This is a genomic window from Pantoea sp. Ap-967, from assembly GCF_011752565.1.
In the GTDB taxonomy this organism is placed as follows: domain Bacteria; phylum Pseudomonadota; class Gammaproteobacteria; order Pseudomonadales; family Pseudomonadaceae; genus Aquipseudomonas.
The window spans coordinates 1-14233 of the sequence record NZ_VWXK01000058.1 but is presented as its reverse complement, the minus strand read 5'-3'; the positions used below and the strand labels follow the sequence as shown (position 1 = coordinate 14233).

At 63.2% G+C, this 14233-nt stretch carries 2 protein-coding genes; both read right to left on the bottom strand.

What is annotated here, in order from left to right; all coding sequences use genetic code 11:
- Nucleotides 1-6108 (bottom strand): non-ribosomal peptide synthetase (locus tag F3J45_RS29365; RefSeq protein ID WP_167070851.1); only part of this gene is annotated, 6108 nt, incomplete at its 3' end.
- Between the two features lie 3 nt (nt 6109-6111).
- Nucleotides 6112-14214, bottom strand: coding sequence for a non-ribosomal peptide synthetase (locus F3J45_RS29360; protein ID WP_205300740.1), 8103 nt, complete (start codon nt 14212-14214; stop codon nt 6112-6114).
- Nucleotides 14215-14233 lie beyond the last annotated feature (19 nt).

The following is a 14233-nucleotide window of genomic DNA, read 5'->3' as shown; positions in this document are numbered from 1 at the left end:
TTCGGCATAGCTCAGTTGCTGCTCACCGAACAGCAAAGCCGGTGCGTCAGGCGTCGCCTGCACACGCTGCTCGAACAGCCCGTGCACGGTCTGGTTCAGGTCGTACGGGGTGGCGGTAGCGTTGAACGCAGCCGCTTGAAGTCGCTCTGCCTCGTTCAGCAACAGCAACTCGCCCAACGGACGGGCTGACGACAGTGCCATGCTGTCGAGCAGGCCAAGCAGATGCTCGCAGAGGCGCTCCACGGCACATTCACTGAAGCGTTCGCGGGCATAGCTCATATGTACGACCAAACGGTCGCTCATGCCGAGGGTCACCGATAACGGAAAATGAGTCTGCTCGTGGTTGTCGATGCCGCCGAAGCGCAACTGGTCGGGCGCACCACGTTGCAATGCCTCGGAAACCGGATAGTTCTCGAACACCAGCAAAGTATCGAACAGGGGTTGCCCCGCACGGCCTGCCCACTGCTGCACTTGGTACAGCGGCGCATACTCGAATTCGCGCAGCGCCAGGTTGTGATCCTGTACAGACTGCAACCATTGCTGCACCGACAGCTCAGGGCGTGGCTCGGCAACCACGGCCAAGGTATTGATGAACAACCCGATCTGCCGCTCGATACCCGGCAACTCCGGTGGCCGCCCCGCGACCGTGGCACCGAACGCAACCGTCGCCTGGCCAGTGTATTTCTGCAGCAACAGCAGCCAAGCAGACTGGATCAGGGTGTTGACCGTCACCTTGTTGTCCCTGGCGAAATGGCTCAAGCGCTCGGTGGCATGCGCCTCCAGCGCCATGGTCACATGGCCATGGCCTTGCCCCTGCGAAGGCCGCGGCAGGCTGTCGGCCAGAAGGCTCGGCGCCTGCAACTGCGCAAGCGCGCCTTGCCAAAAGCGCTGGGTGGCCTCGGCATCACGTGTACCCAGCCAGCCGATGTAATCGCTGTAGCGGCTGGCCATGGGTTCGACGACCTGGCCCGTATAGCATTGCAACACCTCACCGAACAGCTGCGAGGTGCTCCAACCATCCATCAACACATGGTGGCTGGTGTAGATCAAATGCCAGGTCTGCGCGTCGATCGGTATCAACACCAGGCGCAGGCCGGGGGCCTCGGCAAGGTCGAAGCCACGCTCACGCTGTTCATCGGCAATCGCCTGCAGCGCCGGGGCATCGGCCTGGGGCCGAACGTCAAACGGCACGGCCTGCGCCTTGAGCACCACCTGCAAGGGCTGTCCCAGGGAATTCTGCCAGAGGAAGCGGCTGCGCAGGATGTCGTGGGCATCCACCACGCCCTGCCAGGCATCGCGGAATCTTTCGACATCCAGCCCAGTGACATCGACCCGCATCTGGTTGATGTAATGACCGGCCGCGGCCTCGAACGCACTGTGGAACAGCATGCCCTGCTGCATCGGGGACAGTGGGTAGACATCCTGCACAGCACGAGGCGACGGCAGCAAGCGGTCGATCTGCGCTTGATCCAGCCCGGCGAGCGGCAAATCGGAAGGCGTCAGGCCACCGTTTTCGGCCTTGACGCAGTACATCACCAACTGCCGCAGCTCCTCAGCATAATCATTGGCCAAGCGCTGCATCAGGGGCGCATCGAACATCTCTCGGCTGTAGCTCCAACCCAGGCTCAGCTCACCTTCGAACACCCTGCCATTGATCGACAGCCAGTTCTCCAGCGGCGCCAGTTCGCTTTGATCGCTACCTTTGTCACCAGCGCAAGGGCGCAGCAATACCTGTTCGTCAGAGAAACTGCCATCGAACTGCCCCAAATAGTTGAAGCTCACTCGGGGCTTGAGCTGTGCAGCCAGGCGCTGACGCACCTCTGGTTGCGCATAGCCCAGGAGCACGCCGTGGCCGACGCCCTTGGCCGGCAAGCTGCGCAGCTGCTCCTTGACGCCCTTGATGCAACGCCCCAAATCGGCATCGCTTTGCAGACGCAGCGGGTAGAGGCTGGTGAACCAGCCCACGGTACGGGTCAGGTCGATGTCTTCGAACAGGTCCTCGCGGCCATGCCCTTCCATCTGGATCAGTTGTGCGTCATGCCCGGTCCAACGGGCAAGCACACGCACCAGTGCGGCCAGCAGCAAGTCGTTGACCTGGGTACGGAAAGCCGACGGCGCCTCCTGCAACAAAGAGCGGGTAGTTTCGCTGTCCAGGCGGGTGTGCACGGTGTCGACGTCGCGGTGCAGAAGCGGGCCGTCGCAGCGCCGTCCTGGAAGATCGTTCAGCACTTCCTGGCCCTGGCTTTCCCAGTAGGCAATTTCCTCGCTGCGCTGCGGCTCAGTGGCATAGGCCCTGATACGTTCGGCCCAGTCTCGCAAAGAACTGGTCGGCGCGGGCAACAGCATCGGCTGTCCTGCCTGTAACTGGCCATACAGCCGCTGCAAGTCTTCGAACAGAATACGCCACGACACGCCATCGACCACCAGGTGGTGGATGACCAGCAACAGACGCTGCTCGCCGTTGCCCCACTCGAACAGGGCTGCGCGCATCAATGTGCCGTTGCCCAGGTCAAGGCTGGTTTGCAAGCGTTGCCCATGCGTTTCGATACCCTGCTCGTCGGCGACCGCGATTCGTTCGAGCATCGCTGCGCCATCCGCTGGCACGCAATGCGCCGCCCAACCTTCATCGGCTTCGACGAACTTGACCCTCAGCGCCTCATGCTCCTTGACCAGGAACTGCAGTGCTCGTTCCAACAACGCGGGGTCGAGTGGCGAACTTGGCTGCAACAGCACTGACTGGTTCCAGTGGTGGCGCTCCTGGGTAACGGACTCGAAGAACCGCTGCTGCGCGGGCAACAGCCCTGCGCTACCGGTCCAAGGCTCACGACGTACCGCCTGGGTATCGTCCTGCCATTGCGCGACCTGGGCCAGGCGCGCGACGGTCTGGTGCAAGAACAGGGCTTTGGGCGAAAAATGGATGCCGACCTGGCGGGCCCGGCTCACCAGCTGGATGGAGACGATGGAGTCGCCTCCCAGCTCGAAGAAATTGTCATGGATGCCCACGCTGTCACGCTTGAGCACATCACACCACACGGCTGCCAGGCGCGCCTCCAAGGCATTGCTCGGGGCCACGGGCACCGCCTGGCCTGACACCGCCTGCGGTTGCGGCAGCCCGCGCCGGTCGAGCTTACCATTGCGCGTCAAAGGCAGGGCCGCCAGGCACACCCAGTGCAAGGGCACCATGTAACCGGGCAAACGACCTTCAAGGTCACGCCGCAATGCCTGCAGGGTAGCCTTGTCGTCGAGTGCACCGTTTCGCCCCACCAGGTAGGCGATCAGTTGCACCCCTTGCCCTTCACCCTGTGCCAGCACCACGGCCTCGGCGACTGCGCCATGCCCACGCAGCAGGGCTTCGATTTCGCCCAGTTCAATACGCAGGCCACGGATTTTCACTTGGTGGTCCAGGCGTCCAAGGTAGTGCAGGCTCTGCTCGGCATCACGGCGGCACAGATCACCGGTGCGGTACAAGCGCGTGCCGGGCTCGCCGTAGGGGTCGGGCACAAAACGCTCAGCAGTGAGCCCGGGGCGGTTCAGGTAACCCCGCGCCAACGCCAAGCCGCCCAGCAGCAATTCGCCGGGAACACCGACCGGCGCAGGTTGCAGGCTTGGTTCAAGCACATGCGCATGCACATTGGCGATCGGTTGGCCCAGCGCTGCCACCGCCCCTTGGGGCAGCCGTTCGATACGCAGGGCACAGGTATCGATGGTCGCTTCGGTAGGGCCATACAGGTTGATCAGTTGGCAAGACGAACGTGCCTGCCACTGCTCGACCAAAGCGCGTGGCAATGCCTCGCCGCCACAGAGCAATGCGCGCAGAGATGCCACACGTGCGTCACCAGGTGCAGGCATGAGCCCCTGCAGCAACGATGGAGCCATCTGCAACACACTTATCTGCTGCGCTTGGACTTCGTCCCAGAGCAACGACAGGTCATCGGTCAACGCCGTCGAGGCCATCACCAGTCGCGCCCCGCTCATCAACGGCAGCCAGAACTCCCACACTGACGCGTCGAAGCCAACCACAGTCTTCTGCAGCACCCGGTCTTGCGGGTTCAGTTGCAGGTAACCTTGCATCCAGGTCATGTGGTTACTCAACCCCTCATGACGAACACACACACCTTTGGGCTGCCCAGTGGAACCGGAGGTGTAGATGATGTAAGCCAGATTGTCCGGCGACAATGCCACCTGCCGACAGACCGCTGGCGTGTACGCGAAGCTGTCCAGGTCCAGCCGCTCCAGCCCAGCCGGTACGCGCGGGGCCGTCTGCGCGTCCACCAGCACGCAGCGCGCGGTGCTGTCGGTCAACATGAACTGCAAACGCTCGTCTGGCAGCCCAGGATCCAGCGGCACATAGGCACTCCCTGCCTTGAGCACCGCCAGCATCGCAACCGCTCGGTCGATACCCGGCGACAACAACACCGCAACCGCTACGTCGGGGCCTGCACCCTGCACCTGCAACTGCCCAGCCAGGGCTTCGGCCCTGTCTTCCAGCTGGCGGTAGGTCAGGCTTCGGTCACCCTGGCTTACAGCAGTACGATCGGGCGTACGCAGTACCTGTCGGCTGATGTGCACGTGCACAGGCAACCAGGGCTCGGCCACGTTCGGCGCGGCATACCCGGCAACAACTGCGGCGTCATGCTGCGCCTGGCCGAGCAACGGCAGTTCGCCCACTGGCAGCGTTGGTTCGGCCACGATGGCGGCAAGCAACTGCTGCCAATGCGCGGCCATGGCCTCGACAGTCGCGGCCTCGAAAAGATCTGTGGCGTAGGTCAGCGTAGCTTGCAAGCCTTCTGCCGTTTCCAACGTGTTGAGTACCAGATCGAACTGGGCTGTGGGTTGTTCGCGGTGCAGGCCTTCGACGCTGATACCCGACAAGCGTGGCCCGTTGCGTACGTGCGTTTCGCTTTGGTGGTTGAACATTACCTGGAACAACGGGGCGTGGCTGAGGTTTCGTTCAGGCTGCAGCGCTTCGACCAATTGCTCGAACGGTAAATCCTGGTGTGCTTGGGCGGCCAGAGCCGTTTCCTTTACCTGCAGCAGGAACGCGTTGAACGGCTGCATGGCCTCCAGATCCGCCGAGTACACCTGGGTATTGACGAAGAAGCCGATCAGGCCCGCAATCTCCTCGCGGTTACGGTTGGCCACCGGCACACCCACACGCACGTTGGCCTGCCCGCTGTAACGGTGCATCAAGACCTGGAACGAGGCCAGCAGCAGCATGAACGGGGTTACCCCTTCGCGCTTGGCCAACTTCAGCAACCCTTCGCTCAATTGCGGCGCCAAGGCCAAGGGTAACCGTGCCCCCTGAAAACTCTGCTGGGCAGGACGTGGATGGTCCAGCGGCAGCTGCAGCAGCGACGCTTCGTGCCCCAGTTGCTCGGTCCAGTAGGCGAGTTGACGTTCACGTTCGCCTGCTTCCATCCAGGTACGCTGCCATATGGCATAGTCGGCATATTGGATCGGCAGAGGCGCGAGGTCGGCTGGGCGCCCTTGGCAGTGCGCATCGTACAAGTTGATCAGCTCTTGCACCATGATCTGCATGGATACGGCATCGGAAACGATGTGGTGCAAGGTAAGCAGTACCACATGATCCTGCTCGTCCAGTTGCAACAGACGCACACGCAGCAACGGCGGGCAGGTCAGATCGAACGGCTGGCGCACCTCGTCGTCCATCAGTTGCTCAAGGCGTACCTGGGTGTGTTCCGTTAGCGTACCGAACGGTTCGACAACCAATGTCCAGGGTTGCGCCGGGTGAATGACCTGGTGGGCCTGACCGTCGGCATCCTGCTCGAACCCGGTGCGCAAGCTTTCGTGACGCGCGACCAGGGCGGCGATACTGGCGGCCAGTGCCGCCACGTTCAACTCACCGCGCAGGCGTATGGACATGGGAATGTGATACGCGGCGCTCGCAGGCTCGAGTTGCCACAGGAACCACTGCCGCTGCTGAGCGTAGGACAGCGGCAACGCTTCATCGGCCGGCTGGCAAGGTGGGACCGGCAATTGACGCAGGCTCATGCCCTTGCTCTGGAGCTTGTCGAGAAACGCCCGGCGTTGCGCCTGAGGCAGACGGATGAAGCGTTGAACCAGCGCAATGTTGGTGGACTCGGTCATGGCTCAGTTCGCCTCCAGCTCGTTCATAAAGTCAAACATGTCGCTTAGGTCCGCGTGCAAATTGGTATTCATTCGTTGTTCCACCGCCAAGGCATAGGCCTCCAGCGTGTCGGCTTTGAAGATAAGGTCCAGAGCTATGTCGCAGCCCAGTCGCAGCTGGGCTATGGCCGTGGCCTGGGTGGCGAGCAACGAATGGCCACCCAGTTCGAAGAAGTTGTCGTCCAGGCCAACCCTGGCCACCCCTAACACCTCCTGCCAGATAGCCGCCAACAGGGCCTGGTGTTCGGCCTGCGGCTCACGGTAGGTGCTGGCCGGCAACGCTTGCTGAGGATCAGGCAATGCCTTGCGGTCGAGCTTGCCGTTGGGCGTCAGTGGCAAACAGTCGATCTCAACCACGAACGCCGGAACCAGGTGCTCGGGCAACTGCTGCTTGAGGGCTGTACGGATATGCGGCCCCTGCCCCTGTGATTGAGCGTCCAGCACCACGTAACCGGCGAGGCGTCGAGCACTGCCTTGGCCCTGGGCCACCACCGCACATTCGCGCACCCCCGGCTGACGCCCAAGGCAGGCCTCGATCTCACCCAGCTCCACCCGGAAGCCACGGATTTTCACCTGCTGGTCGGAGCGCCCGAGGTAATCGATCACCCCGTCCGCGCGTTGGCGAACCAGATCGCCTGAGCGGTAGAGGCGGCTGCCATCGGCCGCGAACGGATCAGGCACGAAGCGCTCGGCGGTCATGCCCGGACGGCCAAGATAACCGCGCGCCACGCCATCGCCCCCTAGGTACAACTCGGCACTCAGCCCCACGGGTACCAAGTGCAGGTCGGGATCGCACAGCAGCACACTGCGATCACCTACGCCCAGGCCAATGGGCGCATAGGCAGCACCGCAATCCTCGTGCGCCGCAGCCTTCCACAGCAAGGGGGTCACCACGGTTTCGGTGGGGCCATAGCCGTTGATGATCCAAGTGGGCTGAAGTGCCTGCCTGACTCGGTGGTAGCTGGCCTGGGGCACTGCGTCGCCACCGAAGCAGTACACCCGCACCTTGGGCGGCTGGCCGTGTTGCTCGGCGTGCTCTGCCAATTGCTGCAGGTACAGCGGTGGGAACGCCGCCACGCTGACGCCCTCGTCGATCATTGCTTGGTAGGTGCGCTGCGCAGTCCACAACTCACCATCACGCAACAGCACGCGTGCACCGTGGGTAAGGCTGGTGAACAAGCGCTCGTGGGCCCCATCGAAGGCGAACGACATGAAATGCAGCTCGCAATCCTGCGCACTCATTTCATAGCGTTGGCCAATGGCCCGGCAATGCATGGCGAAGGGGCCATGGGCCACAGCCACGCCCTTGGGCAAGCCTGTCGAGCCAGAGGTGTAGATCAGGTAGGCCAGCTGTGCCGGGTCAATGGCGACATCAGGTGGCAGGGCCGAGTGGTGATGCAACTGCAAGTGGTCGAGACTGACCATACGCATTGAATCGGCCTGCGGCCAGGCCGCGCTCAGATGGCTGTGGGTGAGCAACAGGTGCATCCCCGAGTCGGTCATCAAGTAGGCCAGGCGTTCGGCCGGATACGTGATATCCAGCGGCACGTAAGCACCGCCGGCCTTGAGGATGGCCAACAGGCACACCACGGTTTCCACGCTGCGCTCCAAGGCCACGCCGACTCGTACCTCAGCGCCGACCCCTTGCTCCACGAGGTAGTGGGCCAGCTGGTTGGCACGGGCGTCCAGTTCACTGAAGCTCAGGCGCTGCTCGCCCAACACCAGTGCCGTAGCCTGCGGCTGTTGACGCACCCGGGCCTCAAAGGTGTGGTGCACGGCGGCGAACGGCAGCGCGAGCGAGCAAGAGGCGCTGCCGGCAGCCAGAAGCCGAGCCTGAGCCTGCGCATCGACCATGTCCAGTTCATCGACAAGGGTCGACGGCGTGCTCGCCACCAGTTGTTCCAGCAGCAGCAGGAAACGGTCTGCCACGGCCTGGACGCTGGCCTGTGCGAAATGCTCACAGGCGAAGCTGAACTGCAGGTGCAGCCGGTCTGCAGCGTTGACCGCCAGGGCCAGCGGGTAGTTGGACTGTTCGACGTTGTTCACCGGGCCGAAGCCAAGCCCAGCGGGTGCAGCGTCGCGCAGCGCCTGCGAGATCGGATAGTTTTCGAACACCAGCAGCGTGTCGAAGAGGCTCTGGGCACCTTGGCCCACCCACCGCTGGATGTCGTAAAGCGGCGTGTGCTCCTGCTCACGCAGGCTGATGTTCTGCGCCTGCAGGCGTTGCAGCCATGTTGCCACCCTTTGCTGGGGGGCGACGTCGGCAACCACTGGCAATGTATTGATGAACAGGCCCAACTGCTGCTCGATACCCGGCAATTGCGCTGGTCGGCCTGCCACGGTGGCGCCGAAAGCCACCGCACGCTTGCCGGTATGGCGTTGCAACAGCAGCAACCAGGCTGCCTGAATCACCGTGTTGACAGTGACCTTGCGTTCACGGGCAAAGCGCTGCAGCGCTGCCATCGCTGGGGCATCCAGGCCAGCGTCGACCCGGCCCATGCCCCGTCCGCCAGCCACGGGAGCAGGCAAGGCCGTGGCAAGCAAGGTAGGCTCGTCGAGCGGTGCCAGTTGGCTGCGCCAGAATTGTTCACTGACCTGCGTATCCTGGGTGCCGAGCCAGGCGATATAGTCGCGATAGCTGCCAACGGCCGGCGTTGCGCGTTCGCACGCGTAGGCCTGAAGCACCTCACCGAGCAGGCGCGAACTGCTCCAGCCGTCTAGCAGGATATGGTGATGGGTGTAGATCAGGTGGTGGGCGTTTTCTGCCACCTTGACCATCGCCACACGCAGCAGAGGCGCAGCGCCGAGGTCTCGTACCTGTTCGCGTTCCTCGCAGGCCAAGCGCTCGATGGCCCCCTGCGGATCGGCCTGATCGCTATAGTCGAGCATCTGGCAAGGCAGCACCAACTGCCGGTGTATCAGTTGCAACGGCCGCTCCAGGGTGCCCTGCCAGGCGAACCCGGCGCGCAGCACGTCGTGTTCATCTAGCACATGTTGCCAGGCTCGGGCCATGCGCTGTGGGTCAAGCCCACTGATGTCGACACGCAACTGGTTGAGGTAGTCGTTGCCCTGCCGCTGGTAGAGAGTATGGAACAACATACCTTGCTGCATGGGGGACAAGGGGTAGATGTCCGCCAGTTCGCTGGCCGCCACCGGCAGTTGGTCCAGTTGCGCCTGCGTCAAGCCGGCCAGAGGGAAGTCGCCGGGAGTGGCCCCCCGGTTGCCAGGCTCTGCGCAGAAGGCGATGACTGCCTGCAGCTCTTCACTATAAACCTGCGCCAGTTGCTCGACAGCGGCTGCATCAAACTGTTCGCTGCTGTAGGTCCAGGCGAAACCAAGCTCACCTTGGTACACCTGGCCATTGAGTGTCAGCCAATTACCCAGCGGCGCCTGCTCACTGCGCTCCTGGCCACGTGGATGGCCCACCGGAACGAAGCCTGTTTCAGCGCCGCTACGCCCCTTGTCATCGAGCTGGCCCAGGTAGTTGAAGGTCAACCGGGGCTTGGGCAATGCCTGCAACTGCTCGCGTAGCACGCCGTCGGCACCCTGCAGCAGCGCACTGAAGTCCAAGGCGTTGAGGCCATGTTCGCGCACGGCTTCTTTCGTGCGCTTGATGTCAGCACCTAGATCATCGCTGGCAAGCAGGCACAAAGGCGCTTTGACTGTGAACCAGCCGACGGTACGGCTGAGGTCGATCGCGTCGTTCAACGCTTCACGACCATGCCCTTCCAGCTCCACCAGATGCTGCGAGTTGCCACTCCAGCGCCGCAGGGCGCGGGCCAGGGCAGTCAGCAGCAGGTCATTGATCTGAGTACGGTAGGCAGCCGGCGCTTGAGTGAGTAGTCGCTGAGTCATGCTGGCGTCCAGCCGCGTTTGAATACTGCGGGCATGTGCGCTGGCCAGGCTGCCCTCGCGGCGGTGGCCCGGAAAGACGCTTTCGCCGCCTGTCAGGCGCGACTGCCACTGCGCCACCCGCTGCCCAGCATCATCGCCACGGGCATGGGCTTCGAGGCAGTGGGCCCAATCGCGCAAGCTGCTGGTCTTGTTCGCCAGGACCTGGGCAGAATCGCGGCCATCTGCGTACAGCCGGTTCAGATCTTCGAGCAGGATTCGCCAGGACACCCCATCGACCACCAGGTGATGGATAACCAGGAACAAACGTTGCTGCCCGGCGTCGAGGTTGACCAGTACACCGCGCACCAGCTCGCCGCGGCTCACATTCAGGCTGCGCTGTGCGGTGTCGGCCAATGCCTCCAGGTCGGCCAGTGCATGGTTGCCGGTTTGCCACAACAAAGGCCTCTGCTGCCAGCACGCCTGCAACGTGGCCAAGGGTTGGAATTGAGCCTGCCACTGCCCTGAGTGCTCAGTGAACGCCAGGCGCAACGCATCATGATGCGCAATCAGCGCCTGCAGCGCAGCTTCCAGGCGCTTGCTGTCGACATCGCCACCGACGTCCAGCCAGACCGACTGGTTCCAGTGGTCCGAGTGTGGAACCTGTGCCTGCAAGAAGGCCTTTTGAATCGGCAACAATGCCGTCACACCAGTGGCTGGCGCCTGATCATGCGAACTCGCCGGCTCGGCCAGCGTAGCAACCCTGGCCAGCGCCGCTAGGGTTTGGTGCTGGAACAACTGCCGTGCGGTGAAGTGGATGCCAGCCTGACGGGCGCGACTGACCATCTGGATGGACACGATCGAATCGCCACCCAGCTCGAAGAAGTTCTGCTCACGGCCGATCGGAGACACGCTCAACAGTTGCTCCCAGATCTGCGCCAGGCGCTGCTCCAGGTCGCTGGCTGGCAGTGCCAGGTCGACCGTCGGCTGCGCCTGCGGCGTGGGTAAGGCGCTGCGGTCAAGCTTGCCGTTGGCGTTGATCGGCAATGCATCAAGCACCACGATCCGCCAAGGTAGTAAGTAATCAGGCAGACGCTGGGCGAGCTGGGATCGCCATTGTTCAAGCAGATGGCTGCCTTGCTGGCCTTGGCCAGGCACCACGTAGGTGACCAGTTGCTGGCCCGCCGCCGTTGCCACTGCCAAGGTAGCAGCCTCGGCGATCCCCTCCAAAGCCAACACCGCAGCATTGACTTCGCCAGGCTCCACACGATAACCGCGGATTTTCACCTGGTCGTCGACTCGACCGCGATAATACAAAGCACCTTGCTGCCAGCGCAGTTGGTCGCCGGTTCGATACAAGCGCTGTCCGGCAGCGCCGAAAGGGTCCGGTACGAAACGCTCGGCGGTGGCGCCAGGGCGCCCAAGGTAGCCTCGTGCCAGTGAAGGCCCTCCGACATACAACTCGGCCGGCTGTCCTGCCACCGCCAGCGCCAAGCCGCTGTCGAGCAACCAAGCCTGGTTGCTACCCAGTACCTGCCCCAGGGCTACACGTTCAGCCCCCGGTGCCACCAACCCGGCCAATACGCCCACTGTGGTTTCGGTGGGGCCATAATGGTTGACCACCTGACAGTCCGGCGCCAATCCATGGATACGCGCCAGCAGGCTGCCGGAGCACGCCTCGCCGCCGAGAATCAGACAATGCCGTGGCAGCAGCGCGGCAGCGTTGTCCGCTTGCAGCAAGGCAGCCAAATGCGACGGCACGATTTTCAACGCATCGATACCGTGCCTGCTGAAATAGCGGGCCATGGCCTGCGCATCGGTCGCGGTTTGTGTATCGAGCAGGTGCAGCGTGCGCCCCGAGCAAAGGGCACCGAACAGCAGGGTGTAGCCCAGGTCAGCAGCAAGCGTCGAGACCATCGCCACCTTGTCGACCGCCTGCCATGGCAGGCGCTCGAGTACCGCCTGGACGTAGTGCGCCAATGCGCCGTGGCTGACCACCGTCCCTTTCGGGCGGCCGGTCGAGCCTGAGGTGTGCACCACATAGGCAGCCTGTGCCGGATTCGGCAGCGCCCCCTGAGTGTTGGCCGCGAGCACCGGGTCCGTGCTGATCTGCAGCCACGGGGTTGCTTCTGGCAACACGGACGTTACCTCGTCGGACGCACTCAACACCATGCGAACCGCGCAATCGGCAAACACTTGACGCTGACGCGATGGCGGCAGGCCAGGGTCGACCGGCACGAGTGTGGCTCCGGCCTCGAACACCGCCATGAAGCCAACCACGCTGTGAACCGAGCGCTGCGCAACCAGGCCTACACAGTGCTCGGCACCCACCCCGTGGGCACGCAACTGCGCAGCCAGATAGCCACTGAGCTTGCGCAAGTCACGGTACGAAAGCTCCACGCCATCAGCGACCACCGCCAGCTTTTCCGGCACCCGAGCGGCTTCATGCCAGAACAGCTCGACGACACTGTCGGCGTTAGCTTGCAAACCAAGGCCCATGGCCGCGTCCTGCGATTGTTGTCGCTCCGCAGGGCCGAGCAATTCGGCCAAGGCGATGGGCAAAGTTGGCGTTGCCAGCATTGCATCGAGCATCGCCTGCCAATGACCGAGCATGCGCTCGGCGGTTTTCGCATCGAACAAGTCAAGAGCGAAAATCAGCGACGCTTCCAACGCATCGCCGATTTCCAGGGTGTTGAGGGTAAGGTCGAACTTGCTGTGCCGGGTCGGGAGTTCCAGAGGCTCTACGCGAATTCCCGCCGCTTCGCTCCAGCGTTGCAGTTGCGCTGCCACTTGATGGTTATGCGATACCTGGAAGATGGCGTTGCGGCTGAGGCTACGCTCAGGCTGCAGGGCATCGATCAGTTCTTCGAAGGGCAGATCCTGATGCGCCTGCGCTTCCAGCACCCGGGCCTTGACCTGGGCCAACAGGCCCTCGAATGTCATGTGTGCGTCAATGTCGGCGTCAAGCACCAGGGTATTGACGAACATGCCCAGAATCGACTCGGTCTGGCCGTGGTGGCGGTTGGCGACGGGCGCGCCGATACGCACGCGATTCTGGCCGCTGTAGCGGTGCAGCACTGCCTGCAGCGCCCCCAACAAAACCATGAACAGCGATGCACCGTGGCGACTGGCCAGCGCCCGCAGTGCCGCAGTACGTTGCGCGTCCAGCTGCAACGCCACGCGGTCGCCCCGGTAGCTCTGCTCTGCCGGTCGCGGGCGATCTTGGGGCAGTTCCTGCGTGACCGGTTCGGTACCAAGGCGAGCTGTCCAGTAGGCCAACTGGCGTGCACGTTCCCCGTCCTCCAGCCAATCACGCTGCCACTGGGCGTAATCTGCGTACTCCACTGCCAACGGAGCGAGCATAGCCTCGTTGCCCTCGACCTGTGCACGGTACTGGTCGATCCACTCACGCGCCAGCAACTGCACGGATACACCATCGGCAATGATATGGTGCAGGGTCAGCAGCAGCACTGCTTCATGCCCACAGCGCACAAGGTTGGCGCGCATCAGTGGTGCCTGGGCCAAATCGAACGGTTGCTCAATCTGCGCCTGCATGAGGGTTTCCAGGTCGCCGTCGGCGGCCAGGTCGATTGTCTGCAACACCACCCTGACGTCGTCGATCACCTGCCGAGGTTCACCCTGTACGGTGATAAAGCGGGTGCGCAGCGACTCATGGCGAGCCACCAGTTGATCCAGGCTGGCCTGCAGTGCGGTGATATCCAGTGCCCCATCGAGGCGCAGTGCCATGGGGATATGGTAAGCGCTGCTTTGGGGTTCTAGCTGAGCAATGATCCATTGGCGTTGCTGGGCATGGGACAACAGCAACGGCCGACCACGCTCGACCCGTGTAATCGCGGGAAGGGTCGGGGCCGCCGTACCACTCAACGCCTGGACGAAAGGCTGCAGCCGACTATGGTCGAAGACGGTCTTGAGCGACAACTCCAACGCACAGGCCTGGCGAACTTTGGCAACCATCTGCGCGGCTTTCAGCGAGTGCCCACCCAATTGGAAGAAGTCGTCGTCGAGCCCGACTTGCGGTAACTCCAGAACGCTCGCCCAGATCTGTGCCACCTGCTGTTCCAAGGCCGTTTGCGGCGCCCGATAAGCCGGCGCCGCAACGCCCTGTGCCGGGCTCGGCAACTGGCGCCGGTCGAGCTTGCCGTTGGGGCTCAACGGCAAAGCGTCCAGGAACAGCCACTGGGCCGGCACCATGTACTCCGGCAGGCTGCGCGACAACTGCGCCTTCAGCGCCTCG